The 25235-nt window shown below is 68.6% G+C and carries 25 protein-coding genes; 13 read left to right on the top strand and 12 right to left on the bottom strand.

Going from position 1 to position 25235, the window contains the following annotated elements; translation table 11 throughout:
- The first annotated feature begins 8 nt into the window (after positions 1 to 8).
- Positions 9 to 536, top strand: a complete 528-nt coding sequence (locus ACG01O_RS20530; protein WP_394387284.1) for a DUF3299 domain-containing protein — start codon at positions 9 to 11, stop codon at positions 534 to 536.
- 60 nt (positions 537 to 596) lie between these two features.
- On the opposite strand, the gene pdxH is transcribed toward ACG01O_RS20530, so the two are convergent.
- Positions 597 to 1232, bottom strand: coding sequence for a pyridoxamine 5'-phosphate oxidase (gene pdxH / locus ACG01O_RS20535; RefSeq protein ID WP_394387285.1), 636 nt, complete (start codon positions 1230 to 1232; stop codon positions 597 to 599).
- A 150-nt stretch (positions 1233 to 1382) separates the two neighbouring features.
- Between pdxH and ACG01O_RS20540 the strand changes: the two genes are divergently transcribed.
- Positions 1383 to 1991, top strand: a complete 609-nt coding sequence (locus tag ACG01O_RS20540; RefSeq protein WP_394387287.1) for a nucleotidyltransferase family protein — start codon at positions 1383 to 1385, stop codon at positions 1989 to 1991.
- Positions 1992 to 2024: 33 nt separating this feature from the next.
- Here ACG01O_RS20540 and ACG01O_RS20545 read toward each other — a convergent pair whose 3' ends face one another.
- Positions 2025 to 2651 (bottom strand): gamma-glutamylcyclotransferase, encoded by a 627-nt coding sequence (locus tag ACG01O_RS20545; protein WP_394387288.1) that lies wholly within the window; start codon positions 2649 to 2651, stop codon positions 2025 to 2027.
- A gap of 118 nt (positions 2652 to 2769) precedes the next feature.
- On the opposite strand from ACG01O_RS20545, the gene edd reads away from it, so the two are divergent.
- Both edd and eda read left to right on the top strand, forming a co-directional pair.
- Positions 2770 to 4599: a phosphogluconate dehydratase gene (edd, locus tag ACG01O_RS20550; protein ID WP_394387289.1), complete on the top strand. Its 1830-nt coding sequence runs from the start codon at positions 2770 to 2772 to the stop codon at positions 4597 to 4599.
- A 14-nt stretch (positions 4600 to 4613) separates the two neighbouring features.
- Entirely contained in the window at positions 4614 to 5234 is a 621-nt protein-coding gene (eda, locus tag ACG01O_RS20555) for a bifunctional 4-hydroxy-2-oxoglutarate aldolase/2-dehydro-3-deoxy-phosphogluconate aldolase (RefSeq protein ID WP_394387291.1), read from the top strand.
- A 152-nt stretch (positions 5235 to 5386) separates the two neighbouring features.
- On the opposite strand, the gene ACG01O_RS20560 is transcribed toward eda, so the two are convergent.
- Positions 5387 to 5800 (bottom strand): DUF4902 domain-containing protein, encoded by a 414-nt coding sequence (locus tag ACG01O_RS20560; RefSeq protein WP_394387293.1) that lies wholly within the window; start codon positions 5798 to 5800, stop codon positions 5387 to 5389.
- 101 nt (positions 5801 to 5901) lie between these two features.
- Between ACG01O_RS20560 and ACG01O_RS20565 the strand changes: the two genes are divergently transcribed.
- The 4 genes from ACG01O_RS20565 (at position 5902) to ACG01O_RS20580 (ending at position 9664) form a co-directional block, all read left to right on the top strand.
- Complete coding sequence (locus tag ACG01O_RS20565) at positions 5902 to 6615, top strand: helix-turn-helix transcriptional regulator (RefSeq protein WP_394387294.1); 714 nt, start codon at positions 5902 to 5904, stop codon at positions 6613 to 6615.
- A 223-nt stretch (positions 6616 to 6838) separates the two neighbouring features.
- Complete coding sequence (locus ACG01O_RS20570; protein WP_394387296.1) at positions 6839 to 7093, top strand: hypothetical protein; 255 nt, start codon at positions 6839 to 6841, stop codon at positions 7091 to 7093.
- An 87-nt stretch (positions 7094 to 7180) separates the two neighbouring features.
- Entirely contained in the window at positions 7181 to 7828 is a 648-nt protein-coding gene (locus ACG01O_RS20575; protein ID WP_394387298.1) for a CatA-like O-acetyltransferase, read from the top strand.
- Positions 7829 to 7942: 114 nt separating this feature from the next.
- On the top strand, positions 7943 to 9664 hold the full coding sequence (locus ACG01O_RS20580) for a T6SS phospholipase effector Tle1-like catalytic domain-containing protein (protein WP_394387299.1): 1722 nt from the start codon (positions 7943 to 7945) through the stop codon (positions 9662 to 9664).
- 19 nt (positions 9665 to 9683) lie between these two features.
- Here ACG01O_RS20580 and ACG01O_RS20585 read toward each other — a convergent pair whose 3' ends face one another.
- The 3 genes from ACG01O_RS20585 to ACG01O_RS20595 all read right to left on the bottom strand — a co-directional run bounded on the left by ACG01O_RS20585 (position 9684) and on the right by ACG01O_RS20595 (position 12215).
- Entirely contained in the window at positions 9684 to 10454 is a 771-nt protein-coding gene (locus ACG01O_RS20585) for an exodeoxyribonuclease III (protein ID WP_394387301.1), read from the bottom strand.
- A 185-nt stretch (positions 10455 to 10639) separates the two neighbouring features.
- Positions 10640 to 11734, bottom strand: coding sequence for a selenide, water dikinase SelD (gene selD / locus ACG01O_RS20590; RefSeq protein WP_394387302.1), 1095 nt, complete (start codon positions 11732 to 11734; stop codon positions 10640 to 10642).
- Between the two features lie 25 nt (positions 11735 to 11759).
- The gene (locus ACG01O_RS20595) at positions 11760 to 12215 is read right to left on the bottom strand and encodes an Lrp/AsnC family transcriptional regulator (RefSeq protein WP_394387544.1); all 456 of its coding nucleotides are present in this window, start codon (positions 12213 to 12215) and stop codon (positions 11760 to 11762) included.
- 101 nt (positions 12216 to 12316) lie between these two features.
- Between ACG01O_RS20595 and ilvB the strand changes: the two genes are divergently transcribed.
- From ilvB to ACG01O_RS20620, 5 genes are all read left to right on the top strand, one after another.
- Positions 12317 to 14143 (top strand): biosynthetic-type acetolactate synthase large subunit, encoded by a 1827-nt coding sequence (gene ilvB, locus ACG01O_RS20600; RefSeq protein WP_394387303.1) that lies wholly within the window; start codon positions 12317 to 12319, stop codon positions 14141 to 14143.
- Between the two features lie 53 nt (positions 14144 to 14196).
- Complete coding sequence (locus tag ACG01O_RS20605) at positions 14197 to 15024, top strand: phosphonate ABC transporter ATP-binding protein (RefSeq protein WP_394387304.1); 828 nt, start codon at positions 14197 to 14199, stop codon at positions 15022 to 15024.
- Positions 15021 to 15854 carry a PhnE/PtxC family ABC transporter permease gene (locus ACG01O_RS20610; RefSeq protein WP_394387306.1) on the top strand — a complete coding sequence of 278 codons (834 nt, stop codon included), beginning with the start codon at positions 15021 to 15023 and terminating at the stop codon, positions 15852 to 15854. Before ACG01O_RS20605 ends, ACG01O_RS20610 begins: the two co-directional genes overlap by 4 nt.
- A complete protein-coding gene (phnE, locus tag ACG01O_RS20615; protein ID WP_394387307.1) occupies positions 15851 to 16690 on the top strand; it encodes a phosphonate ABC transporter, permease protein PhnE in 840 nt (279 codons plus the stop codon). Before ACG01O_RS20610 ends, phnE begins: the two co-directional genes overlap by 4 nt.
- A gap of 137 nt (positions 16691 to 16827) precedes the next feature.
- Positions 16828 to 18366 (top strand): methyl-accepting chemotaxis protein, encoded by a 1539-nt coding sequence (locus ACG01O_RS20620; RefSeq protein WP_394387308.1) that lies wholly within the window; start codon positions 16828 to 16830, stop codon positions 18364 to 18366.
- A 6-nt stretch (positions 18367 to 18372) separates the two neighbouring features.
- Here the strand turns inward: ACG01O_RS20620 and ACG01O_RS20625 are convergent, their stop codons facing one another.
- From ACG01O_RS20625 to ACG01O_RS20650, 6 genes are all read right to left on the bottom strand, one after another.
- Positions 18373 to 20229, bottom strand: a complete 1857-nt coding sequence (locus ACG01O_RS20625; RefSeq protein ID WP_394387309.1) for a right-handed parallel beta-helix repeat-containing protein — start codon at positions 20227 to 20229, stop codon at positions 18373 to 18375.
- Between the two features lie 157 nt (positions 20230 to 20386).
- Positions 20387 to 21268 carry a DMT family transporter gene (locus ACG01O_RS20630; RefSeq protein WP_394387310.1) on the bottom strand — a complete coding sequence of 294 codons (882 nt, stop codon included), beginning with the start codon at positions 21266 to 21268 and terminating at the stop codon, positions 20387 to 20389.
- On the bottom strand, positions 21265 to 21759 hold the full coding sequence (locus ACG01O_RS20635) for a methylated-DNA--[protein]-cysteine S-methyltransferase (protein ID WP_394387311.1): 495 nt from the start codon (positions 21757 to 21759) through the stop codon (positions 21265 to 21267). The genes ACG01O_RS20630 and ACG01O_RS20635 overlap by 4 nt, the downstream gene beginning before the upstream one ends.
- A complete protein-coding gene (locus ACG01O_RS20640; RefSeq protein ID WP_394387312.1) occupies positions 21756 to 23213 on the bottom strand; it encodes an Ada metal-binding domain-containing protein in 1458 nt (485 codons plus the stop codon). Before ACG01O_RS20640 ends, ACG01O_RS20635 begins: the two co-directional genes overlap by 4 nt.
- 77 nt (positions 23214 to 23290) lie before the next feature.
- Positions 23291 to 24034 carry a LytR/AlgR family response regulator transcription factor gene (locus ACG01O_RS20645; protein WP_394387313.1) on the bottom strand — a complete coding sequence of 248 codons (744 nt, stop codon included), beginning with the start codon at positions 24032 to 24034 and terminating at the stop codon, positions 23291 to 23293.
- Entirely contained in the window at positions 24031 to 25185 is a 1155-nt protein-coding gene (locus tag ACG01O_RS20650; protein ID WP_394387314.1) for a sensor histidine kinase, read from the bottom strand. Before ACG01O_RS20650 ends, ACG01O_RS20645 begins: the two co-directional genes overlap by 4 nt.
- Between the last annotated feature and the right edge of the window lie 50 nt (positions 25186 to 25235).

Here is a 25235-nt window from a genome sequence, read left to right on the forward strand (position 1 = left end):
ATCCGCGCATGACGTTCAACTTCCATTTTTTGACGCGCGAGGCGGGCCGGGCTACACGCGCTGCGGTGTGCATGCTCGCCACAGTGGCCTCGCTGGGTCATGCGCAGGTGGCGCCCAGCATCGGCCAGGGGCCCGGTTATCACGATCCGCGCAGCCCGTTCAAGCCACTGGAGGAGCGCGCGGACATCGTGTCGTGGAAGCTGCTGTCGCAGGTCACCGCTCGGGCCGAAAAGAAAAAGATCGTGCCGACCTTTCCCGCCGCCGTGCAGGCCCTCGACCGCAAGACCGTCAAGGTGCAGGGCTTCATGATGCCGCTGGAGGCGGGCGACAAGCAGCAGCACTTCCTGCTGTCGTCGGTCCCCACGAGCTGCTCGTTCTGCGTTCCGGCCGGCCCTGAGGGCTTGGTGGAGGTGCGCACACGCAAGCCGGTGCGCTACACGCTGGAACCCGTGGTGGTGGAGGGCACGCTGGCCGTGCTGACGGACGACCCCTACGGCTTGTATTACCGCGTGGAAGACGGCAGCCCCGTCAATTGACGCAACGCGCCGCAGGCGGCGTCGGGGCCGCGCGCAGGTCGTCGCACCGTGGTGCAGGAGTCAGGGCGCCAACCGGGCACGCACCCATTCACCGTTTTCAAGCGTGAAGCGCAGGCGGTCATGCAGGCGAGAGCGACGGCCCTGCCAAAACTCGTAGCGGTCCGGCACCAGGCGGTAGCCACCCCAGTGTGGCGGCCGCTCGGGGTTCAGGCCGTGCTGCACGGCGGCTTTGGCGGCATTCGCCACCAGCACAGCGCGGGTGCTGATGACCTGGCTTTGCGGCGAGGCCCAGGCGCCCAGGCGGGAGTCCAGCGGGCGGCTTTGAAAGTACGCATCCGACTCTTCAGCCGCAGTCTTTTCCACGCGGCCTTCGATGCGCACCACGCGCTCCATTTCCACCCAGTGGAACTGCAGCGCGGCAAAGGGCAGGTGCGCTAACTCCTCACCCTTGCGGCTTTCGTAATTGGTGAACCACACCATGCCGCGTGCGTCGCAGCCCTTGAGCAGCACCACACGCGTGGACGGGCGCCCGTTCGCGCCCACGGTCGCCAAGGTCATGGCGGTGGGCTCGGAGACGTCATGCGCGATGGCTTCGTCCATCCACTGCTGGAACAACGCGAGTGGGCCGTTCGCGGCTTGTGCCTCGTCCAGTTCGCCCAACTCGTAGCTCTTGCGAAAGTCACTCAGTTTGCTCATGGGGCCACAGTATGCAGACCTTCCCCTAAAGGCCTTCCCCTAGGTGAACGTACCAGTTTCAAGCGCAGGGGCACTGGGCATGCTTGTGGCACTGCAGCAAACACCGGAAACCGCTGCGTCCAGTGGTTTTTTGGAAGGGATTGATTGCACATGACCCCACGACGCCCCGCCGTCGTCGTTCTGGCCGCCGGCCGAGGATCTCGCTTTCGAGGCGCCGGCCACAAGCTGGAGCAGGCCCTGGGCCACGCGTCCGGCAGTGACACCTTGCTCAGCCGCACCTTGGCGCACGCCATCGCCTCACGCCTGCCGGTGGTGGTGGTCACCACGCCGAGCCTCGCGCCTGTCGTCTACCGGCAGGTGGCCGCACGGGACGTGGTGGTGCTGGCGGACCGGGACGCCCAAGGCCGCCCCCAGCCCATCGGCATGGGGCATTCCATTGCCGCAGGCGTCGGGGCGGCAGGCGATGCGGCGGGCTGGTTGATCTTGCCGGCCGACATGCCGCTCGTGCAGCCCAGCACCTTGCAGGCCGTGGCGGAGGGCTTGGCGCGCTATCCGGTGTGCTACGCGCAGTACCGGGGCATGCAAGGGCACCCGGTCGGCTTCGGCACCGAGCTGTACTCCGAACTCACCGCCCTGCAAGGCGACGAAGGCGCACGGCGCATCGTGGCCCGATACGCGGCCCAGGCCATCCCGGTGAACGACCCCGGCGTGCACATCGATGTGGACACCGTGGAAGACCTTGCGCGCCTGCGCGGCTGACTGGCTCGACCGTTGAGGCGTTGACGCGCGGCTTCAGATCGTCGGCGTGCATAAGCCGTGTGCGGCCGCCAGGCGAGCCTGTCGCTCCAACTCCCGGTCTCGGATGCCGTGGGCGCGCAAGCCGTCCACCGTTCTCAGCAGATAGTCGAGCGTCGTGCCGTAGCGGCCACGCGCGTGCTGAAAGATGTGCAGCAACTCCGAGTCGCTCAGCGCGCCGCACCAGTTCGCGCTGCGGCGCGACAGCGTGAACCCGAGCGCCCGCACCGGGCCATGCGGCGTGTCGCACACCAGCCATTTCGGGTCGTACACACCGGTGGGCATCTCGCGGGCCCACAGGGCGGTCAGCACAGCTTCGGCGTCGTGGCGGGCCACGCGGTAGACCAAGCCCCGGCAACTGCCGCCCGACACCAACGCCAGCACCAGGCCCGGCGCCTCGGGTGAGCCCCGGTTCACCCGGGAGCGCATGCGCAGCACCCGGTGATAGCCCTGCACGCGTGCCGGCAGCGCCTGTTCCACCTCGAAATCTGGGCGCCAGATGAGCGAGCCATAGGCAAACAGCAGCAAATCGTCGCCGCTGGCTCGCCATTGAGCCTGAGTTTCTTCCAGCAATCGGGCGCTGCGGGCCGCCCCTTGAAGCATGAGTGCATGGGCCGATGACATCGCGCCATGTTGGCACGGCAGTACCCAGCCCGTAACCCGCACACCCCAGGAGGGAAGTAATATGGTTACTTAAATCCGCAAGAGCCAGTTACGACAGCAAGGCTCAGGAGACACAGACATGCATTCCATCCTCCAAGACGTCACCGCACGCATCCGCGAGCGCAGCTCGAAGCTGCGGGGTGACTACCTGGCCCGCATCGACCAACAAGCCCACCGCCAGCGTGGGTTCGAGCGCATGGGCTGCGCCAATGTGGCCCACGCTGTGGCAGCGCTGCCGGCCCACGACAAGCTGCGCATCGTGGCCGAGAAAGCACCGCACCTCGCGGTGGTGACGGCCTACAACGACATGCTGTCGGCCCACCAGCCGTACGAAGGCTACCCCGCGCAGATTCGCGCCGAGGCGCACCGGCTGGGCGCGACCGTGCAGGTGGCGGGCGGTGTGCCGGCCATGTGCGATGGCGTGACGCAAGGCCTCCCGGGCATGGAGCTGAGCCTGTTCTCGCGCGACACCATCGCGATGAGCACCGCCATTGCGTTGACGCACGATGTGTTCGACGCGGCCCTGCTGCTGGGCATCTGCGACAAGATCGTGCCCGGTTTGCTGATCGGCGCATTGCACTTCGGCCACCTGCCGTGCGTGTTCGTGCCTGCCGGCCCGATGAGCTCCGGCATCTCCAACAGCGAGAAAGCCAAGGTGCGCGAGTTGTACGCGCAGGGCAAGGTGGGGCGAGATGAGTTGCTCAAGAGTGAGTCCGCGGCTTACCACGGCGCCGGCACCTGCACCTTCTACGGCACGGCCAACAGCAACCAGATGCTGCTGGAAGCCATGGGCCTGCACGTGCCGGGCAGCGCCTTCGTGCATCCGCACGACGACCTGCGCGGCGCCCTCACGCGGGAGGCCGTGGCGGCAGCGCTGAACATCAGCGGCCGTGTGGCGGGTCAAGCGGCCAAGCCCATTGGCCACGTTGTGGACGAGCGCTGCATCGTCAACGCCATGGTGGCCTTGTTGGCCACCGGGGGCTCCACCAACCACCTCATCCACTGGGTGGCGGTGGCGCGGTCGGCCGGCATCTTGATCAACTGGACGGATTTCTCCGACCTGTCGGCCGTGGTGCCCTTGCTGGCCCGCGTGTACCCCAACGGCAGCGCCGACGTGAACCAATTTCAGGCCGCTGGCGGCCCGGGTTTCGTGATCCGTGAGTTGCTGGACGCCGGCCTGATGCACGAAGACGTGCTGAGCGTTGCGGGCGACACGCTGCGCCCCTACACCTGGGTGCCCCAGGCCGTGGGGCAGGGCGGCGAGGTGGTGCGCGAAGCGCTGCCCGCAGCCAGTGGCGACGACGCCGTGGTGCGCACGGCCACCGCGCCGTTCAGCGCGACGGGTGGCCTGAAGCTGCTGGACGGCAACCTGGGCCGTGCCGTCATCAAGGTGTCGGCCGTGCCGGAAGATCGCCACACGGTGGAAGCCCCGTGCCGCATCTTCACCACGCAGGAAGCCATGCTCGCCGCCTTCAAAAACGGCGAGTTGGAGCGTGATGTGGTGGTGGTGGTTCGGTTCCAGGGGCCGCACGCCAACGGCATGCCTGAACTGCACAAACTCACGCCCCCGCTGGCCGTACTGCAGGGCAAGGGCTTCAAGGTGGCGCTGGTGACGGACGGCCGCATGAGCGGGGCGTCAGGCAAGGTGCCGGCCGCCATCCATGTCAGCCCCGAGGCGCTGGCGGGTGGCCCGTTGGCGCGCCTGCAGGACGGAGATGTGGTGCGGGTGTGCGCCGTCACCGGTCAGTTGACCGCGCTGGTGAGCGAGGCCGATTGGGCTGCGCGCCCGGTGGCCACGCTGGATCCGGCCGAAGCCCTCGTCAACGCCCACGGCCTGGGCCGCGACCTGTTTGCCGGCATGCGCCGCAACGTCCTGAGCGCCGAAGAGGGCGCTTGCACCTGGTTGTGAACACGGAAAACCTCATGCTCGACACCCTCAGCCTCGCCAGCCTCGGCCCCGTCATTCCCGTCATCGTCATCCAACGCCTGGAAGACGCCGTGCCGCTGGCCGAAGCGCTGGTGGCTGGTGGCGTGAAGGTGCTGGAAGTGACGCTGCGCACGCCGGTGGCCCTGCAGGCCATGGAAGCCATGGCCAAGGTGCCGGGCGCCATCGTCGGCGCCGGCACGCTGCGCAGCCCGCAAGACGCCATCAACGCCAAGAACGCGGGCTGCCAGTTCGGCGTGAGCCCGGGCTTCACCGATGCGCTGGCCGGCGCGTGCCAGTCCGCCGGCCTGCCGCTGCTGCCCGGCGTCAGCACTGCGTCGGAGGTGATGCAAGCCAACGCCGCCGGCTACCACTTCCTGAAGCTGTTCCCCGCCGTGGCCGTGGGCGGCATCAATCTGCTGAAAGCCTTGAGCGGACCGTTCCCGGACGTGGCGTTCTGCCCGACGGGCGGCATCTCGCTGGAAACGGCACCGCAATTCCTGAAGCTGCCCAACGTGAAGGTCTGCGGCGGCTCGTGGCTCACGCCGCAAGACGCGGTGGACACCAAGGATTGGGGCCGCATCACGCAGCTCGCCCGCGAAGCCTCGGCCCTGCGCTGAAGCCTTGCCCCTGAGGCGAGGTTGTTGCGAAGCGGGCGCCGGTTGCATCCGGCGCTGCGGCGCCTGGACCGTAACGCACAGGCGCCACTCAGACCGTTCAGACCGCTCAGACCGCCCCGGAGCGGCTGACGCGCCATGAGCGCCGCTTCCGGTCAGGCGGCCAGCCGTTGCTCCGGCATACGCGCCGCGCTGCGCGCCCCGGCCCGCAACGCATCCAGCACCGGCCCTTGCCAGGGCAACAGGTACACCAGCGTGGCCAGCGTTGCGCGGCGGCGTGACGACAGCAGCGGCCGGCCCCGCTCGTCCACCAGCAGCACGTTGGACCGCACGTTCAACGGGTCGGCCTGCACCACGGTGCCCTCGGTCATCTCCACCCAGTCCCACTCCACCCAGGCCCGGGCGTCGGCATAGACGCGCTCCCACCGGGTGGAGCCGCTCAAGCGTCCATCGCTGGCACGCCCCGCATGCGTGCTGGTTTGGGCATAGCGAACATCCAGCGCTTCGCTCGACAGCGCCGACGCGGGCCAGCAAACACTGCCCACGGGCAGGCGAATCAGATGGGGCATGAAGTCTCCTCTCAATCCTTGGCAGGGGATGGGAAGGAAGTCTCTGGTTACGGCACTTCTCGAACAAGCTGGCAGACTTGTCAGGTATCGTGCGCGCCCCAATGGACTACCAGCAACTCATCGACGTCGGGCTGAGCGAGGATTTCGCCAGCTTTGAGCGCCGCCTCGTGGCGACGGCGGATGCGATGGGGTTTCCGCTGATTTCGGGCGTATTGACGCGGGGCAAGTTCGACGACCCTACGGTCCAGATTACTTCGCTCGGTAACACGCCAAAGGGCTATCTTCAGGCTGCAAAAGACCTCGGAGATGTCCGCAGAGATCCGGTGATGTCGAGTCTCATGACCCAGTTGGTTCCGGTTACCTACGATCAAAGTACTTACGTTCGCTCTGGCGTTTCAGACTTGTGGGACTTGCAAGCCTCGTATGGGTACAAGACTGGCATCGCTGTGAAGCTTCATCTTCCTGGCGACCGCCATTTCCTCCTTGGGGTCGATCGAGATGAGGCGCTGCCTGCCGCCGGGCCGCAGTTGATGCAGATGATTGCCGGCTTGCAATTGCTAGCGGCTCATGCGTTGACAGCGGCTGATCGGCTATTGACGCCGGCCACAAACGGCTCGGCTTTACCTCATTTGACGAAGCGCGAGATGGATGTCCTTGGTTGGACTTCGCAAGGAAAAACAGCTTGGGAAGTCAGCATCATCCTTGGAATGAGTGAAAAGACGGTCAACTTTCACTTGGGTAACGCCATGCGAAAGTTGGGAGTCACGTCGAAACACCAAGCCGTGCTACGGTGCGTCGCTGCTGGTGTTCTATGAACAGTCAATCCGGCAACCTAGAAGACTTGCTAGGTTTCTAGGGGGGCAAAAGGAGCGACAGTCTGACCATAGCTTGACTGTTGACTCATAGGCCCGACATGACCCTCTTCCAAATCATCCTAGAGACGCTCGGTCTTCCCCGCCTTGGGGGCTGATTTGCTCCCATCTACTCGCCTCGGGTTTTGCGGGCTGCTCGCTTAATGCGGTCCGTTAGCCGATTCGGATGACTAGCAAGACTGTGTCCATCTCCGCCGAAACCTACGCCCGTCTGCTCAGCCTGGCCGATCACGCGCCGGTGGATTGCCTGACGTTGGCGCCGCGGACTTTGGCGCATGCCAAGACCCTGGGCTACAACCTGATCGGCCAGATTCGCGGTGCCCCCAGTCACCGGCTGACGGCTGACATGGGAGCAGACCGCGCGGCTGAGCTGATGCGTGCGCTGGTGGCCTTCGGGATGCGGCAGCCCGAACCTGTTTGAGGCAGGCGATTCCCCATCACTCCTGTCGGCCCGGGGCGCTTCGGTGTTCCGGGCTTTTTTGTGCCTCGGCCGTGCGAGCATGTGGCCATGCAAGACCGCCTGATTCCCCTCGACACCTGGCCCCGCCGCGCCGCGCTGGCGCACTTTCGGCACATGGCGCAGCCGGCGTTCAGCGTCACGGTGCCGGTGGATGTGACTGGCCTGCGGGAACGCGCCGCGGCGCGCGGTGCAACACCGTGGCTGGCCTACCACCATGCCGCGCTGGAAGCCGCCAACCGCGTGGCGCCGATGCGGCAGGGCCTGATCCACGACGGCACGGCGGTGCGTGAATTTGCGGCCATCCACGCCAGCACAACCGTGCTGCGCCAGGACGGCAGCTTCGGGTTTTTGACGCTCCCGCGCGCCCCCGACCTGGCCCGGTTTGCCAGCGATGCCCGCGCCCGGTTGCCCCGGGTGCGTGAGTCCAGCGGTGACCTGTTTGCCGGCGACGACCCCGGCGAGGTGCGCGTGGAAACGCTGGTGCACATGACCGCCTTGCCGTGGCTGCCGTTCACGGCCTTCACGCATGCGCGAGGGCAGGGCGACGACCGGCCCAAGGTGGCCTTCGGGCGTTTCACCGATCAGGGCGGCCGCTTGCTCATGCCAGTCGCGGTGGATGTGCACCATGCCCTGTGCGACGGCGTGCACGTGGGCGAGTTCTTTGAGCACTTTCAGGCCTTGCTCGACGCGGTGTGAACCTGCGGCGGGCGCAGGTGCTGAGCGCGTGCTCGCTGCGCTGCACCTCCGTTGAAATGAGGTTGTGACGGGGGTGACAGGGTGCAAGACTGCCGCCGCCCGGAGACCCACCCCATGACCACCCCTCGCCAACTGGTGCTGCTGTGTGACGGCACCAACAACAACCTCAGCGGCCGCCATGCCGACACGCACGTCGTGTTGCTGGCTGAACTGCTGCGCCGCTACCCGTCGGACCAGCGCTTGGTGTATTACGACCCGGGCGTGGGCAACCCCGGCCAGCTGCCCGGCACCACGGTGGCCGACCAGGTGCGCCGGGCGCTGGACCGCATCGACGGCCTGGCCTTCGGGCGCGGGCTGTACGACAACATTGCCGAGGGCTACCGTTTCCTCATGGCGCATTGGCGCCCGGGCGACCAGATCTTTGTGTTCGGCTTCTCGCGCGGCGCTTTCACGGCGCGGTCGATTGCGGGTTTGGTGAATGCCTTCGGCATCATCGACAGCCAGCAAGACACGCTGGTGTCCAGCCTCGTGGCCACCTACTTTTCACACCCGTCGCCCGAGCGGCAGGCCATCACGGCGCAGGCGGCTCGCTTGTTTGGGCAGGGCAGTGCGCCGCAGCAGTGGCCTGAAATCCACTTCGTGGGCGTGTGGGACACCGTGGCCAGCGTGGGTTTGCCGCCGTTCGGGCTGAAGATCACCGCCAAGCCGGACTTGGCCGGCAAGCATTTCCGGCATGTGCGCCATGCGCTGGCACTGGACGAGCAGCGTGCGCAGTTCCTGCCCCGCGCCTATGAGCAAGACGATGGCGAGTTCCGCATGGCGCAAGGCGGCACCGGGACGGTTCGGCAGTGTTGGTTTCGCGGCTCGCATTGCGATGTGGGCGGCGGCAATCCGTACGCGCAAAGCGAGTTGTCGCGGGCACCCTTTGCATGGATGCTCGGCGAAGCGCTGGCTTGTGGCCTGGAGTTGCCCGCCAGGGCAGGGGAGCCGGTGCTCCGCACGGAGGCCGACGTGTTGGCCTTTCTGCCGACGCTGGACCCGCACCCGCCCGAGCGCTTGGGGCCGTGCATTCACAGCGAAACCCACGCCAACCCGTTGTGGGCATTGACCGGCCTGAAGGTGCGCGACACGCGCCACGCCGCGGTCGACACCGAAGCGCTGCCGCGCCCCACGGCCATGAGCGTTCACCCGTCGGTGCTCGCTTGGAAGTTTCCGTACCCCACGCACACGGTCTGGGCTTCATGGCAGCCACGCGCCGTGGGCTGGCAGTTGGCGGGCTGGGTTGTACTTGCCTGCTGGATGGTGCTGATGGGCCTGCAACTGGTGCCGCCTACCGGCTCCTGGCTCGACCCGACGGTGTGGGGTCAGGCCCTGCAGGCCAATGCCGCGCTGCAGTACTGGCAGTTCGGTTGGCCCGGCGAGGTGGGCTGGGCGTGCACCCCACGCCAGTGGGTCCATCCGGCACGAGCCCTGGCCATGGATGCGGTGTTGATTGGGCTGTACACCGCGCTGTTGGCGCCCGGGGTGTGCCGGGCGTTCGCCCATCACGCGGGTTTGATTGCGTTGGGCAACACGCCCTCGCGCTGGCTCAACCGTGCTGGCTGGGCGCTGCCCTTGGCAGTGGGCGCCGACCTGGTGGAAGACGGCGTGAGCGCCCTGTGCCTGTGGTGGCTGACCGACGCCCCCGGCGATGCGCTGTGGCTCTGGTTGCCGCGGCTGGTTTTGGCGGCGGCGAGCGTGGCGAAATGGGTGGGGCTGCTGGGCGTGGCGGCGCTGATCGGCTCTGCCGTTGTCCGCGGGGTCATGCGCCGTTTGTTCGGCCGCAGCAAGCCCTGACGCCCAAGCCGGCCCGCGCTCAAAGGTCCAGCGTCACTACCACGGGCGTGTGGTCGCTCGGGCGCTCGTTGCGGCGCGGGGCTTTGTCGATTTCGCAGGCCGTGACGCGCGGCTTGAGCGCGTCGCTGACCAGGATGTGGTCGATGCGCAGCCCTTGGTTCTTGCGGAACGCCAGGTTGCGGTAGTCCCACCAGCTCCAGCTTTTCGGGGGCTGCTCGAAGAGACGGAACGCGTCCGTCAGGCCGAGCCCGACCAGCTGCTGGAAATGCTCGCGCTCTTGCGGCGTGCAATGGATCTGACCAGCCCAGGCCACCGGGTCGTACACATCGCGGTCTTCGGGGGCGATGTTGAAGTCGCCCATCAGCACCAACTGCGGGTGCTCGGCCAATTGCTGCTGCAACCAGGCGCGCAGGCCGTCCAGCCACGCCATCTTGTAGACAAACTTGTCGCTGTCCGGTGCCTGGCCGTTCGGGAAGTAGCCGCCAATCACACGCACGCCGCCCACCGTGCCAGCAATCACGCGGGCCTGTTCGTCGGCAAAGCCGGCGATGTTCTTGGCGATGTCGGTGGCGGGCTCACGGCTGATCAGTGCCACGCCGTTGTAGGTCTTCTGGCCGAACCACTGAACCTGCCAGCCCGCCGCGGCGAACTCAGCGGCCGGGAACTTGTCGTCGGTCAGTTTGGTTTCCTGCAGCACCAGCGCATCCACCGGATTCGCCGCCAGCCAGTCCAACACCTGCGGCAAACGCACCGCGAGGGAGTTGACGTTCCAAGTCGCAAACTTTTTCATGGCGGCATCCTAGCTGTGCGCGGTGGTACGGCTTGGGCACATCGTCGTCGGTGCATCCATCCGAACAATCGACAATGTGCATTATGTCAACCAACAGAGACGATGAGATGTCGTAAGCGAATCTCCCCGCGGGCCAGCGTGCACATGCCTAATGCGCCCCCGCTGCGCCCGCTGGACCAAGCCGTTCAACCGACCACGCGCAACATCGCGCCGCCCGCTTCGGCGTCGCGGCTCACGACCCGGCCCATGACGGCTGCCGCCTCGAAGCCATGGCGCGCAAACGTGGCCAGCACCGCGTCCACCGTACTCGGCTCACACGACACCAACAAACCGCCGCTGGTTTGCGGATCCGTCAGCAGCGCTTGATGCTCCGCCGCGAAACCCGCCGGCACGCTGACATCGCGCCCATAGCCCGCCCAGTTGCGGCCAGACGCGCCGGTCACAAAGCCCTGCTGCGCCAGCGCCTGAACGCCGGGCAGCACCGGCACTGCCGGCCAGTCGATCTCGACGGTACAGCCCGCACCCCGCGCCAACTCCAGCGCGTGCCCGGCCAGGCCGAACCCGGTCACGTCGGTCAGCGCGTGAACGCCGTCCAGGGCGGCGAGGTCCGGCCCAGGGGTGTTCAGACGCGTGGTGGTGTCGATCATGCAGCCGTAGCCCGCCGCGTCCAACGCGCCTTTCTTCAGAGCGGCGCTCATCACGCCCACACCCAGCGGCTTGCCCAGCACCAGCACATCGCCCGGCCGGGCATCGGCATTGCGCTTCACGCGCTTCGGGTGCACCAGACCCAGCGCCACCAGGCCGTAAATGGCTTCTACGGAGTCGATCGTGTGTCCACCGGCGATCGGGATGCCGGCCGCGCGGCACACCGAGGCGCCGCCTTCCAGCACTCGCCCAATCGTCTGCGTGGACAGCACATTGATCGGCATGCCCACCAGCGCCAGCGCCAGGATGGGGCGCCCACCCATGGCGTACACATCGCTGATGGCATTGGTGGCGGCAATGCGCCCGAAGTCGAACGGGTCGTCGACGATGGGCATGAAGAAGTCGGTGGTAGCGATCAGCGCCTGCTCGTCGTTCAACTGGTAGACGGCGGCGTCATCCGACGTCTCGATGCCGACCAGCAACTCCTTGGGCAGCGGCATGGCCGCCGTGCCTTTCAAGATTTCAGACAGCACCCCTGGCGCAATCTTGCAGCCGCAGCCGCCGCCGTGCGAGAGCGAGGTGAGCCGGGGTTCAGGCGTCGAAGCAGATGGAGCAGATGCAGCAGGCGTGTTCATGCGGCCAGCATATCGGCACGGCGATTCACAGCGGCAAAGCGCCCTGCTTCATGGTGCGCAGCACGAAGCTGGACTTGCTGTGGCGGATGCCCGGAATCTTGTACAGCCGCTCCCGCAGCAGGCGTTCGTAGTCCCGCGTGCCGCGCACGGCGATGCGCAGCACGTAGTCGTAGTCGCCAGACACTAGGTAGGCCTCCAGCACCTCCGGAATGGCGGCCAACTGCTGGCCGAAGGCGTGCAGCGCGTCGTCGGTGTGGGCGTCCAGGGTCAGCTGCACGATCAACTGGTCGGGGTAGCCCACCGCCTCGGCGTTGACCTGAACCGTGTAGCCCGCAATCACCCCGGCGGCCTCCATGCGTTTGATGCGCGTCCAGCAGGGCGAGTTGCTCAGCCCCACCTCGGCACTCACCTCATTGAGGCTGGCCCGTGCGTCGCGCTGCAGCACGCGCAGGATGGCCAGATCGAACTTGTCCAGTGATATTTCTTGAGACATGGTTGATTGGCAGATTACTTTGCCGCCAATCATCCATCCACGAAGAAATACAGCAAAGCTTTTTGCGGCCATGAAACGAAACTTTCTGCATGAACGCACCGCAAGAAGCCCTTTGTTTTTCGCCTGATCCGCACACCCGTGCGCGGCCCCATTCCACGGCGCCCGCCCTGCCCTGCGGCGCTGAAGTTCTGTTGAACACCTTGCTGGCGCTGGGGGTGGACACCATGTTCGGTTACCCCGGCGGTGCGGTGCTGCCGCTGTACGACGCCCTCTACCAACAACCGCGCCTGCGCCACGTGCTGGTGCGGCACGAGCAAGCCGCCGTGCACGCGGCGCAGGGCTATGCGCGGGTGACCGGGCGGCCGGGCGTGGTGTTGGTGACCTCCGGCCCGGGCATGAGCAACACCACCACCGGCCTGCTGGACGCGTTGTCGGACACGACCCCCATCGTCTGCATCAGCGGGCAGGTCGCCACGGGCTCCATCGGCACCGATGCCTTTCAGGAGTGCGACGCCCTGGGCATTTCACGCCCCGTCACCAAATGGAATGCCCAGGTGCGGGACGCGGCCGACGTGCAGCGCCTGGTGATCGAGGCACACGCCCAGGCCACCCAGGGCCGCCCCGGCCCGGTGCTGCTGGACTTTCCGAAAGACTTGCAATTGGCCCGTGCGCCGCAGCGACTGCATGCGGATGGCACGAAGGCGTTGCCCGTGTGCGAGGCGGCGCCTGTTCTGCATCGCAGCCCGGCGCAGACTCCGTCACCCGATCCCGCCACGGTGCAGCGGGCTGTGCAAGCCCTGCTCAGCGCCCAGCGCCCGGTGTTCTATGGCGGCGGTGGCCTCGTGCAGGCCGGCGAGGCGGCCTGCCAGCGGTTCACCGCCTTGGTGGAGCGCCTGGCCGCCCCCTGCACGCTCAGCCTCATGGGCCTGGGCGCCCTGCCGGCCAGCCATCCGGCGTGGCTGGGCATGCTGGGCATGCACGGCACCCTGGAGGCGAACCTGGCCATGCACAATGCCGACCTCATTGTTTGCGTGGGGGCACGGTTCGATGACCGCGTGACCGGCCGGCTCGACGCCTTCGCGCCCGGTGCGCGCGTGCTGCACATCGACATCGACCCACGCAGCTTGAACAAGGTCGTGCCCACCGAAATTGCCTGTGCGGGCGACGCCCTGCCCTGGCTGGACGCCCTGCTCGCCGCCCTGCCGCCGGTGGATGGATTGGCGCAGGCACAACGCCTTCACCCCTGGTGGCAGCGCATCCATGCGTGGCAGGCGCAGCGCTGCCTGGCGTTTCAAGACACGGGCCCGGCCATCCTGCCGCAGGCGCTGATGACCCAGCTGAACACGGCGCTGCAGGGCCGCGACGCCATCGTGTCCACCGACGTGGGCCAACACCAGATGTGGGCCGCGCAGTTTCTGGGGTTCGAGCGGCCACGGCGCTGGCTGACCTCGGGCGGGGCCGGCACCATGGGTTACGGCTTGCCCGCCGCGATAGGCGCCCAGGTGGCGCACCCCGACCGCCTGGTGGTGTGCGTGAGCGGCGATGCGTCCATCCTCATGAACATCCAGGAGCTGGCCACCGCGCGCCAGCACCGGACCCCGGTCAAGGTCATCCTGTGCAACAACGGCCACATGGGCATGGTGCGGCAGTGGCAAGAGCTGATCCACGGCGAGCGCTACAGCCACAGCTACAACGAGGCGATGCCCGACTTTGTGGCCGTGGCACGCGGCTTCGGCTGGCAAGCTGACTGCGTGACGGACCGCGCGGAGCTGGACGCCGCATTGGCCCGATGCCTCCACAGCCCCGGGCCCTGCCTGCTGGATGTGCGCGTGGCGCCGCTGGAAAACTGCTTTCCGATGATTCCTGCCGGCGCCGGGCACCACGAGGTGCTGCTGAGCCGGCCGCAACCGGCTTGATCTCGGCGGCCCCGCACGGGCCACGCTCGCCCCAGGCCGCTAGAGTGGAGCCCGTGAAGATTTCCCTCGCTGACCTCACCGCCCGCCACCCCACGGCCCGCCGTGGCGCGCCCGATGCGTTGCGCCGCCTGACCCTGGCCATCGACTCGGGCGAGCAACTGGCGGTCATCGGCCCCTCGGGCGCTGGCAAAACCACGCTGCTGGAGGTGCTGGCCTGCGCGCGCCCGCCGGCAGCCGGTGAGTTCAAGCTGAACGACCAAGCGCCCTGGCGCCTGGCCCGCCGCGCCCTGCAGCGCTTGCGCGGCCAGTTGATTCTGGTGCCGCAGGTGCCGCCGCTGCCGCCGCGTCAGCGCGTCGTCACGGCCGTGTTGGCGGGGCGTCTGCCGCAGTGGAGCCTGTGGCGCGCGTTGCGCTCGCTGGCGTATCCGGTGGACATCCCCGCGGCCGACGAGGCGCTGGAGGCCTTCGAGCTCAGCGACAAGCTCTTCGAGCGGGTGGACCGGCTCTCGGGCGGCGAGCGTCAGCGGGTGGGCCTGGCCCGAGCGCTGGTGTCGCCCGCACAGCTGTGGCTGGTGGACGAGCCGCTGTCGGCGCTGGACCCGGCCCGCGCTCAGCGCGCGGTGTCGGCCCTGGTGCAACAGGCGCGAGCCCGTGGCGTCACCTTGGTGGCCACGCTGCACCAGGTGGACGTGGCGCTGGCGCACTTCCCGCGCATCTTGGGCCTGCGAGACGGGCAACTGATGTTCGACCTGCCGGCCAGCGAAGTCACGCCCGACAAGCTCGCCCAGCTGTACGCCGCCCACGAGCACGAACTGCGCGGTGCCCCGCCGGCCGATGAGCCGCCGGCACCCGCACCGCCCGTGGTGATGCAGTGCCGATGAGCACCGCACACGGCGCCGCCCACCGCCGAGACCCCGCCTGGCTGGGCCGGGTCAGCGCTGCACTGGCCGTGGCGGTGGTGCTGTGGCCGCTGCTGGTGGCGGCGGAGTTCAAGCCTTGGCAGTTGCTGGAGCCTGACGCCTTGCGCGTGGCCGGCCGCTTCCTCGCCAGCTTTGTACCGCCGGCGGTGGGGGCGGACTTTCTCTGGATGCTGGCGCGCGAAACCTGGCGCACGGTGGCCATGGCCACGGCCGGCATCACGCTGGGCTTGATGCTGGCCGTGCCGCTGACGTTGCTGGCCACGCGCAGCCTGTCGGTGTCGGCGCTGACGGGCCGCATGGCTGCGCTGCCCTGGGCGGTGCGGCAGGCCGTGCGGGTGCTGTTGATCGTGCTGCGCAGCATGCCGGAGCTGGTGTGGGCGCTGGTGTTCGTGCGGGTGGTGGGCCTGGGGCCGGCCGCCGGGGTGCTGGCCATCGCCCTCACCTACGGCGGCATGCTGGGCAAGGTGTACGCCGAGATTTTGGAAAGCGGCGACACCCAGGTCACGCAAACGCTGCTGCGCAACGGCGCGGGGCGGCTGCAGGCGTTTGCCTACGGATTGCTGCCACAGAACGCGGCCGAGCTGGCCAGCTACACCGTGTACCGCTGGGAGTGCGCGATCCGCAGCTCCGTGGTGCTGGGATTTGTGGGCGCGGGCGGCCTGGGCCAGCAGATGGACAGCGCCATGAAGATGTTTGCCGGTGGCGAAGTGATGACGATGCTGCTGGTGTTCGTGGCCTTGGTGGCCCTGGCCGATCAATTCAGCGCCGCGCTGCGCAAGGCTTTGGGATGACGCGCCACAACCGCCCCATCAACCCTGCGGCCCGTGCCGCCAACCGGCCATATCGGCTGCCGCCGCCGCTCTTTCACGCGCGCAGCCGGGCGGCCTGGTTGCTGGTGGGCGTGCTGGTGTTGGTGGCCGCCAGTTTTGCGTCGCTGGACCTGCACCTGGCGAGCTTCGCATCGGGCGAGGCCTTGGCCAGCATGGGGCGCTTTCTGGCGGAGTTCGTACCGCCGGACTTGAGCGCAGGTTTTGTGCACAAGGTGGCACTGGGCGCGTGGGAAACGCTGGCCATGTCGGCCGTGGGCACGGGCATGGCCGCTGTGGGCGGGCTGGCGCTGGCGGTGCCGGCCAGCCGCTGGCCGGGCCTGCGCGGCAGTGCGGTGCGTTGGCTGCTGAACGCGCTGCGCTCGGTGCCTGAGCTGGTGTGGGCATCGCTGCTGCTGATTGCTGCGGGGCTGGGCCCCCTGCCCGGCACGCTGGCGCTGGCCATTCACACCAGCGGCGTGCTGGGCCGTTTGTTCACCGAAGCCCTCCAAAACGCGCCGCCGGGGCCCGCCGCCGCGCTGCAGATCCAGGGCGCAGGCCCATGGCGGGTATTGGCCTACGCCACCCTGCCCCAGGTGCTGCCGCAACTGCTCAGCTACACGCTGTACCGCTGGGAGAACAACATCCGCGCTGCCGCCGTGCTGGGCGTGGTGGGTGCCGGCGGCTTGGGCCAGTTGTTGATGTTCCACATGGGCTTGTTCCAGATGGACAAGACCGCCACGGTCTTGATCGCCATGCTGGGCTTGGTGGCGTGTGTGGACGGCGCGAGCTTTGGCCTGCGCCGAGCGCTGACGCGCTGACGCGCTGCTGCGGGCCAGCGGCTGCTTCCGGGCGCCGTTGAGGCAGGTCAAGGCGCCGCGGGCGCGGGTGCCGGACAGTGGCGCTCAACGACGGGCGGGCTCCCACGATGAGGCCGCCGCCAGCCCAAGGACAGTTTGTGCGATTGAACACCCCCGTGACGGCCCAAGAGGTCGTCCTGCCGGATGGCGTGATGTTGGTTTCCACCACCGACACCCAAGGCCGCATCACCCACTGCAATGCCGCATTCGTGGCCATCAGCGGCTTTGACTACAGCGAGCTGCTGGGCCAGCCCCACAACCTCGTGCGCCACCCCGACATGCCACCCGAAGCCTTTCGGGATTTGTGGGCCACGGTGGGGCGCGGCCGGCCGTGGTCGGGCACGGTGAAGAACCGCTGCAAGAACGGCGACTTTTATTGGGTGCAAGCCAACGTGACGCCCGTAATGCGCGAGGGCCGCAACGTGGGCTACATCTCGGTGCGCCAGAAGCCCACGCGCGCCCAGGTGGCGGCGGCGCAAGCGCTGTACACCCAGATGAGCCGCGAGCGCGGCTCGCGCCCGAGCTTCAAGCTGCATGCGGGCGGCGTGCGCCGCGTGGGCTGGCGCGACTGGCCCCGCGCCGTGTTCCGCCTCACGCTCACCCAACGCTTGGGCGTGGCCCTGGCCGCGTGGCTGGGCCTGGTATTCAGCGCAGCGGCCCTGGGCGCTGCGGCCGGCGTGTTGGGCGCGTTGCTGCTTGGAGGCGGGGTGGGTTTGCTGGCGTGGTTTCACCGCTCGGTGGACCGGCCGCTGGCCCGCTGCTGGAACCTGACAGCGCAAATTGCCGGCTGCAACCTGCAGGGCGACATCGACTACGACATGCGCCACCCCGTGGGCCAGCTGATGCGCAACGTGAAGCTGATCAACCTGAACATGCAGGCCATCGTGGAAGACGTGCGCGCCGAAGTGGCGGGCATGGTGGAAGCCGCCACCGAGATTGCCGCCGGCAGCCAGGACCTGGCGCAGCGCACCGAGGAGCAGTCGGCCAGCGTGGAGCGCACTGCCTCGGCCATGGAGCAGATCACCTCCGTCGTGCAGCAAACCGCGCAAACCGCCCAACGTGTGGCGGCCACCAGCACGTCAGCCCGCGAGCGAGCCACGCACGGCGGACACAGCGTGGGCGAACTGGTGGCCACCATGCAGGCCATTGACTCCGCCTCCGGGCGCGTGGCCGAGGTCATTCGCGTGATCGAGGCGATCGCGTTCCAAACCAACCTGCTGTCGCTGAACGCGGCCGTCGAGGCGGCCCGCGCGGGCGAGCACGGTAAGGGCTTTGCGGTGGTGGCGGCCGAGGTGCGTGCACTGTCGGGCCGCTGCGCCGAGGCCACGCGAGAGATCCGTCAGCTCATCGGCAACAGCACGCAGCAGGTGGCGCAGGGCTCGGCCAACGTGGCTTCAGCGGCCGAGGTGATCCACAAGATCGTGCACTCGGTGACCGACGTGACCGCGCTGGTGCACGAGATCACCCAGGCCGCGCACGAGCAGTCCGGCGGCGTGGGCGAGGTGAACCGCGCCATCAGCGAGATCGAGCAGGCCACGCAGCAAAACGCCGCACTGGCCGAGCAAACCGCAGCCGCCAGCGAGACCTTGCAGGGCCGCGCGGGCACGTTGACCCGCTCGGTGCAAATCTTCCGGTAACGCGCCTCAGCGCAGCGCGCCGGGCAGGTGCGTTGCGTCCTGCCAGCCCAGCAGCTTGCGCAGGGGCTCAGCCACCGCAATGGGCTTCACGCCCTCGGGCACGCGGGCCAGCTCAAAGCGGCGCAGCTCCGGGCTGCGGAAGATGGACCCCGTCACGCCCACGGCGTCACGGCCCGTGCTTTCGACGCCCGGCACCGATTGGCGGAGCTGGGCCAAGTCGGCGAAGGTGGCCTGGCAGGCGGCGCCGGGCACGGGCGCCCAGGTCACCAGCGGCTGGCCGCGGCCGGCGCGCAGGTAGACGTTGCCGTCCAGCCGCTCCACCATGGGTGCCGTCACCGTGCCGCAGGTCACAGACGCTTGCTCCAGGCGCAGCAGCGGCCCTTTGAGGGCGGCATCGCCCACCAGCAGGTTGGCCGCGAACACATGGCCCACGCGCTGGTGCACGTCAGGCCCGGTTTGGGGGTGCCAGCCGAAATGGTCGCCCTGCGCGCTGCGCTCGTTCCGGTCGATCAGCACCGGCGAGTTCACGAAGGTGTTGTGCAGCACCCGGGCGCCCGCGCTGTTCAACACCCGAATGCCCTGCTGGTTGTTCACGAACACATTGCCCGCCACCGTCACGCCGTGGGAGATCTCGAAGAACAACCCGGCTTGGGTGCCTTCCACGTGGTTGTGGATGAACACCCCGTCGCGGTTGCCCACGTCGTACCAGACGCCGTTGGAGTGCGGGTGGTCGATCAGCAGGTTGTCGCGCACCGTCACGCGATTGGACTGGTTGAAGATCTTCACGGCCGCGGGGTAGTAGCCGGTGAGCTGACGCACGTTGTTGTGGCGGATGAGGTTGCGCTCCAGGAGCACATCGGCAGAGCCAATGACGTAAATGCCCTCGGTGCCGGTGTCGCTGATCAGCGAGTTCCGGATGACGAGCCCATCCCCCCGGAAGAACCCGGCCACGCGCGAGCAGTGCGTGATGGTCACGTGCTCCAGCACCGTGCCCACCACCTCCTTGCCATGCTCGGCCTCGGGCGTCGGGCCGACGGGGTCGTCCGTGGGCTCTTCAGACACCCGGGCGGACGGCTTCTTGCCCTCGATGTCCAGCGCCCGGTAGGCGTATTGCGTGAAGGTCAGCCCGCGCAGCGTGTAACCCCGGCGGTCCGACGGCTTGCCATGCACTTCACGCGAGGGGCGATGCAGCGCGATGTCGTGCGCGGTGATTTCCACCAGACGGCCCGCCGGGTTGGTGCCGATGTAGACGTAGCCCTGCGCGTAATCGATGAAAAAGCCTTGGGCACCCACCTCGCCCGGCCAGCCGGCGGACAGCAGCGGCTCGCCGTCGATGAACACCATGTCGTTGTTGAACCGGTGCAGCGGCGTGAGCATGCCCTCGCGGTCGGCACGCCACCAACCCAGCGGCTGGGCGGGGAACAGGCGGGTCCACTTCGTGCGCCACACGTTGTGGCCCAGCGCCTCCCACTCGGTCGCCTCCCGGGTGCCCTTCAGCACCGGCACTTCGCTCAGGTAGGGCTGCAGGGTCACCGCCTGGTTGAGTTGCAGCCCCCCGGTGCGATAGGTGCCGCCTCGCAGCACGATGGCGTCTCCCGTCACCACGCGGGCCACCGCGGCTTCCAGCGTTGTCGGCTGGGCCAGCGTCGTGCCCGGTGCCTCGGGGCGGCCGTCCGGCGCCACGAAGTACACGTGGGCGGCCTTGGGCACGGGGTAACTCTGCGCCACCGGGCCGTAAGGCCCGCCCGACGGTTGGGCCCAGGCGGCCGAGGTGGCCAGGGCCAAGGTCAACACCAAGGCGCCCAGCAACCCCAAGCTGGCCAGGGCTGTGATCCAACGGTGGGGGAATGACGGGGAAGGCATGCGGTCTCCAGTGTTGGGGCGGCGCCTGAATGCAATTTGGGTAGCGCTACCAATAGTTTTGGGAACGCTACCATGAATCGCGCAAAGCGGCCACGCGGATTGCCCGCCGCACCCAACGGCGCTCGTCTAGCGGCGCAGACCCGCCATCAACCTGCCCTCACCTCGCCCGCGCCCCCACCAGGCCCAGGGCCAGGGCAATGCCCACCAGCACGACGCCGCCGCCTGCCAGCATCTGCGGCGTGACCGTTTCATGCAGGAACACGGCGCCCCACAACATCGCAAACACGGGAATGAGGAAGGTGACTGACACCGCATTCGTCGGCCCCACCCGGCTCATGAGGCGGAAGTACAGGATGTAGGCCACCGCCGTGCACAGCCCGGCCAGCGCCAGCGCTGCGCCCCACGCCACGCCACTGGGCGGCGTGGCTGGCCACAACACCGCCGCAGGCCCGGCCAACAACACCGCGGCCGCGAACTGGCTGCCCGTGGCCACGGCCAGGGGCGACACCCCGGCCAGATATCGCTTGGTGGCGTTGGCCGCCAGGCCGTAGCACAGCGTGGCCCCGGCGCAGGCGGCCACGGCGAACAGGCCGCTGTGGTCCGCCCCGGGCTTGAAGCTGGCCTTGTCCCACGCCAAGAAGGCCACGCCGGCAAAGCCGATCACCAGGCCCAGCACGCGCGGCGCAGTGAGGCGCTGGTGCAGCCAGAGGTAAGCCACCACGGCCGTCCACAAGGGTGTGGTGGCGTTGACGATGCTCGACAAGCCGGCCGTGATGGACAGCGCCGCGAACGAGAACAGCGCAAACGGAATCGCGCTGTTCAGCGCGCCCACCACCAGCAACCCGCGCCAGTGGGTGCGCAACTCACCCAAGCCCGCGCGCGACGCCAGCAGCGGCACCAGCATCACGCTGGCCAGGCCCACCCGCACCGCCGCCAGCACCACCGGCCCAAACTCATGCGCGCCCAGCCGCATGAACAGGAAGGACGCGCCCCACAGCGCCGCCAGCAACACCAGTTCTCCAAGGTCAAACGCCTTCATGCCGCCCCGCCCTCCAGGGCCAGCAGTGCCTGCTTGCGGTGCAAGCCCCCGGCGTAGCCGGTGAGCGCCCCGCCCGCCCCCACCACGCGGTGGCAGGGCACCAGCACCGAGATGGGGTTGCGGCCCACCGCGGCACCCAAGGCCCGTGCGGCCGTGGCGCGGCCCAGCCGTTGGGCCAAGGCGCCGTAGGTGGCCGGCTGCCCCGGTGTGATGGCCAGCAGCGCCTGCCACACCTCGCGCTGGAAGGCCGTGCCCGCCGGGTCCAGCGGCGGCAGCGTGAACGGCTGGCCGTTGAAGTACGCCTGCAAGGCCTGGGCCGCTGCAGCCAGCACCGGGTCGCGCCCCTCGTCCACCGGCGCCGGCAACGGGCCGGGGTGATGCTTTTGGCCGTCAAACCACAGGCCGGACAGACCTGCCGCGCTGCGTGCCAGCGTGACCGGCCCCAAGGGCGTGTCGAGCCGCCGCTGCAGGATGTGATGGTGGGGCTTCATGCGTGTCTCCAGAGGTGCAGCACCGCGTAGCTGCGATAGGGCCGGTAGCGTTCGGCGGCCGCTGCGTAGGCTTTGGGCGAGAGCAGCGGCCCGGTGCCGCTGAGCGCCTTGCGCAGCACCACGTCGCCGGGCGGAAAGCTGTCGGGCCAGCTCCAGCCGCGCATCAGCATGTAGGCCGCCGTCCAGGGCCCGATGCCGGGAATCTCGGTCAGTTGCAGCGCGGCGGCCTCGGGCGTGCCCTCGCGCTGGGCGAACGCCAACTGGGGCCAGGCCTGCGCCAGCGCGATGAGGCTGTCGGCCCGGCGGCCGATGATGCCCAGCGAGGCGATGTCGTCACGGCTCGCCGCGGCAATGCGTTCGGGCGTGGGGAACAGCCGCTCGCACCCCGGCGGCGCGGCGGGCAACTCGTCGCCGAACCGCTGCACAAAACGCCCGGCGAGCGTGCGCGCCGCGGCCACCGTCACCTGCTGGCCCAGCACCGCGCGCACGGTCAGCTCGAAACGGTCCAGGCAGCCCGGCAGCCGCTGCCCGGGCACGGCGCCCTCGCCCAAGGCGGCAGCAATCGCCTGCGGGTCGGCATCCAGGTCCAGCCACTGGCGCAAACGGGGCAGCAGCGTGCCCACCGCCGGCCACAGCGTGGGCGACAGCTCCACCGCCACCTCCCCTTGCCGCTTCAAGGTCACGCGCAGCCAGCCGGCGTGCCGCTGGCCGCAGTGCTGCAGCGCCAGGCTGCGGGTCACGCTGCCGGCGTCCACCACCTCCACCCCGGCCACGGCGCGTGGCGCCAGGAAGGCCAGCACGCCGGGAGCGTCATACGGCGGGCGATAGCTCAGGCGCAGCCGCGAGGCTGGGGCGTCCGCCCGCGTGGCATCGGGCCGGCCGGCACGCCGAAGCGCGCTGGGCTGCAACCGGTAATGCGCCAAGAATGCCGCGTTGAACCGCCGCAGGCTCGCAAAACCGGCGGCGTGGGCCACGTCTTGCACCGGGAGCGTGCTGTCGGTCAACAGCGCTTTGGCCAGCAGCAGCCGGCGGGTCTGCAGGTATTGCAGCGGTGCCACGCCATGCTCCGCTTGGAAGATGCGGCGCAGGTGGCGGCTGGTGATGCCCAGGTGCGCGGCCAGGTCTTCCACGCTGGCCCCGGCATCGTCACAGGCGTCCAGCCACACGGCGGCTTGCTGGGCCAGGGTGCGCGACGCGTCGGCGGTGGACCACGGCAACGCGCGCGGCGCCAGCTCGGGCCGGCACTTCAGGCAAGGCCGAAACGCCGCGGCTTCGGCCTGCGCAGCGCTGTCAAAAAACCGGCAGTTCTCACGCCGCGGCAGCCGCACGCGGCACACGGGCCGGCAATAGATGCCCGTGGAAGTGACGCCCACATACAGGCGCCCGTCAAAGCGCGCATCGCGCGCCTGCAGGGCGGCGTAGGCGGCATCCGGGGGCAGGGTGTCAGGGCACATGCAGCCAGTCTAGGTGGCGGGGGCGCCCAGAACTGGCAGTTTTCGGACATGCCCCTGGCGCCGGGGCCGCAGCACCGTCACATGGCTTTGAACAGCGCCACGTACGCCCGGCTGACGGGCAGTTCGCGGGCATGGCCGCGCACCCGCACGAACAGGCGGCTTTGCTCGTCACGGCGCGTGCCGGCCAGGTGGTCGAGGTTGATGATGGTGGACCGGTGCACCTGCCAGAACAGGTCGGGGTCCAGCTGCGCGGCCAGCTCCACGATGGGCGTGCGGATCAGGTGCTCTGCCGTGGCGGTTTGCACCACGGTGTACTTGTCGTCTGCATGGAAGAACAGCACGTCGCCGACCGGGATCTGGTGCATGAGCTCGCCTTGTGCCGCCCGCACGTAGCGCAGGCGCGCTGGGGCAGCCGCGGCCGGCAGCAGGCGCTTCAGCGTGGCGGCCAACGCGCCGTCGTCCTGCGCGGGCGCCTCACGCAACCGGGCCACGCAGGCGGCCAGGCGGTCAGCCTTCAGGGGCTTGAGCAGGTAGTCCACCGCACGCGCCTCAAAGGCTTCCACGGCGTACTGGTCATACGCAGTCACGAACACCACGCGGGTGCTGCCCTCGATGCCCTGCGCCACTTCCAGGCCAGTGAGCCCTGGCATCTGGATGTCCAGAAACGCCAGGTCCGGCTCCAGCCGGGCAATGGCCTCGGCAGCTTCCACGCCATTCGCGGCCACCTGCACGATGTCCAGGTCCGGCCAGGCTTGCGCCAGTTGGGCTTTGAGGTACTGGGCGAGGTGGGGTTCGTCGTCGGCAATCAGCGCAGTGGTCATGGTGAGGGAGCAGTTGAGGAGGCAGGTGCAGTGACGGAAATCGGAAATTCAATGCGGGCCGAGGTGCCACCGCCCACCCGGGGTCTGAGCGTGAGGCTGGCGTTGGGGCCGAAGCGGGCTTGCAGCCGGGCGCGGATGTTGCCCAGCGCCAGGCCGTTGCCGGGGCGACGCTTGGGGGCGTCCAGCCCCTGACCGTCGTCGGCCACTTCCAGATGCAGCCGGCCGTCGGCCGACCAGGCGCGCACCTGCACGGTGCCGCCCGCGATTTGCGGCTCCAGGCCGTGGTGGATGGCGTTCTCCACCAACGGCTGCGCCAGCAGCGGCGGCAACTCGACGGCGCGCAACTCGGCCGGCAGGTCCAGGTCCACCCGCAGTCGTTCGCCCATGCGCAGCTGCATCAGGCCCAGGTACGCCTCCAGCATGGCGAACTCCTGCGCCAGCGTGCTGCTGTCGCCGCGCAGCTGGCCCAGGCTGGCGCGCAGGTAGTCGGTGAAGCGTTCCAGCATCAGCTTGGCCCGGTCGGGGTCGAAGTCGATGAGGCTTTGCACGTTGGCCAGCGTGTTGAACAGGAAGTGCGGCTCGATCTGGCCCTGCAGCAGCTTGAGTTGGGCCTCGGTGATGCGGGCTTGCAAGGCCTCCTGCTTCCAGCGCGAGCGGTAGCGCAGGCTCATCAGGCAGGTGATCAGGGCTGACACCGTCACGAACTCGCGCCAGAACGCCGGCGCCGTGAGCAGACGCACCAGGTCGCCTTGCAGCCAGATGCGATCCACCAGCGCCATGCCCACCACCACGCCCACCAGCGAGCACGTGATGGACAACCCCGAGAAGAACACGCCCGAGCGCCAATCGCGCCACGCGGTGATGGTGTCCAGCCAGCGTTGCGGCGCCAGCTTTTCAAAGCCACGGAACCCGACGAAGAACGAGAACGTGACGCAGGCGCTGACCAGCATGTGGCCGGGCAATTCGCCCCGCCACCACACCGGCGTGCCCAGCCGTCCGCTCATCACGCCGTTCACGGTCGCGAAGAACAGCCCGAATCCCACCAGCCAAACCAAATAGATCAGGGCTTGAAACTGCCAGCGGCCCGGCCGGTGCTTCATCAGCACGCGCTGGTGGCGCAGGGCCTGGGCGAACTCTTCCTTGAACGTCATGGAGCCGGAGTGTAGGAACGCGCCCCGCCCTGCCCCCGGTTACAGCGACG

The organism is Pelomonas baiyunensis, from assembly GCF_043555935.1.
Lineage (GTDB): Bacteria > Pseudomonadota > Gammaproteobacteria > Burkholderiales > Burkholderiaceae_C > Pelomonas > Pelomonas baiyunensis.

What these genes read in the sequence shown, in the direction of transcription:
- ACG01O_RS20530 (WP_394387284.1), top strand. Translation starts at nt 9, where the DNA reads ATGACGTTCAACTTCCATTTTTTGACGCGCGAGGCGGGCCGGGCTACA.
- pdxH (WP_394387285.1), bottom strand. Translation starts at nt 1,232, where the DNA reads ATGAGCAAACTGAGTGACTTTCGCAAGAGCTACGAGTTGGGCGAACTG.
- ACG01O_RS20540 (WP_394387287.1), top strand. Translation starts at nt 1,383, where the DNA reads ATGACCCCACGACGCCCCGCCGTCGTCGTTCTGGCCGCCGGCCGAGGA.
- ACG01O_RS20545 (WP_394387288.1), bottom strand. Translation starts at nt 2,651, where the DNA reads ATGTCATCGGCCCATGCACTCATGCTTCAAGGGGCGGCCCGCAGCGCC.
- edd (WP_394387289.1), top strand. Translation starts at nt 2,770, where the DNA reads ATGCATTCCATCCTCCAAGACGTCACCGCACGCATCCGCGAGCGCAGC.
- eda (WP_394387291.1), top strand. Translation starts at nt 4,614, where the DNA reads ATGCTCGACACCCTCAGCCTCGCCAGCCTCGGCCCCGTCATTCCCGTC.
- ACG01O_RS20560 (WP_394387293.1), bottom strand. Translation starts at nt 5,800, where the DNA reads ATGCCCCATCTGATTCGCCTGCCCGTGGGCAGTGTTTGCTGGCCCGCG.
- ACG01O_RS20565 (WP_394387294.1), top strand. Translation starts at nt 5,902, where the DNA reads ATGGACTACCAGCAACTCATCGACGTCGGGCTGAGCGAGGATTTCGCC.
- ACG01O_RS20570 (WP_394387296.1), top strand. Translation starts at nt 6,839, where the DNA reads ATGACTAGCAAGACTGTGTCCATCTCCGCCGAAACCTACGCCCGTCTG.
- ACG01O_RS20575 (WP_394387298.1), top strand. Translation starts at nt 7,181, where the DNA reads ATGCAAGACCGCCTGATTCCCCTCGACACCTGGCCCCGCCGCGCCGCG.
- ACG01O_RS20580 (WP_394387299.1), top strand. Translation starts at nt 7,943, where the DNA reads ATGACCACCCCTCGCCAACTGGTGCTGCTGTGTGACGGCACCAACAAC.
- ACG01O_RS20585 (WP_394387301.1), bottom strand. Translation starts at nt 10,454, where the DNA reads ATGAAAAAGTTTGCGACTTGGAACGTCAACTCCCTCGCGGTGCGTTTG.
- selD (WP_394387302.1), bottom strand. Translation starts at nt 11,734, where the DNA reads ATGAACACGCCTGCTGCATCTGCTCCATCTGCTTCGACGCCTGAACCC.
- ilvB (WP_394387303.1), top strand. Translation starts at nt 12,317, where the DNA reads ATGAACGCACCGCAAGAAGCCCTTTGTTTTTCGCCTGATCCGCACACC.
- ACG01O_RS20610 (WP_394387306.1), top strand. Translation starts at nt 15,021, where the DNA reads ATGAGCACCGCACACGGCGCCGCCCACCGCCGAGACCCCGCCTGGCTG.
- phnE (WP_394387307.1), top strand. Translation starts at nt 15,851, where the DNA reads ATGACGCGCCACAACCGCCCCATCAACCCTGCGGCCCGTGCCGCCAAC.
- ACG01O_RS20625 (WP_394387309.1), bottom strand. Translation starts at nt 20,229, where the DNA reads ATGCCTTCCCCGTCATTCCCCCACCGTTGGATCACAGCCCTGGCCAGC.
- ACG01O_RS20630 (WP_394387310.1), bottom strand. Translation starts at nt 21,268, where the DNA reads ATGAAGGCGTTTGACCTTGGAGAACTGGTGTTGCTGGCGGCGCTGTGG.
- ACG01O_RS20635 (WP_394387311.1), bottom strand. Translation starts at nt 21,759, where the DNA reads ATGAAGCCCCACCATCACATCCTGCAGCGGCGGCTCGACACGCCCTTG.
- ACG01O_RS20640 (WP_394387312.1), bottom strand. Translation starts at nt 23,213, where the DNA reads ATGTGCCCTGACACCCTGCCCCCGGATGCCGCCTACGCCGCCCTGCAG.
- ACG01O_RS20645 (WP_394387313.1), bottom strand. Translation starts at nt 24,034, where the DNA reads ATGACCACTGCGCTGATTGCCGACGACGAACCCCACCTCGCCCAGTAC.
- ACG01O_RS20650 (WP_394387314.1), bottom strand. Translation starts at nt 25,185, where the DNA reads ATGACGTTCAAGGAAGAGTTCGCCCAGGCCCTGCGCCACCAGCGCGTG.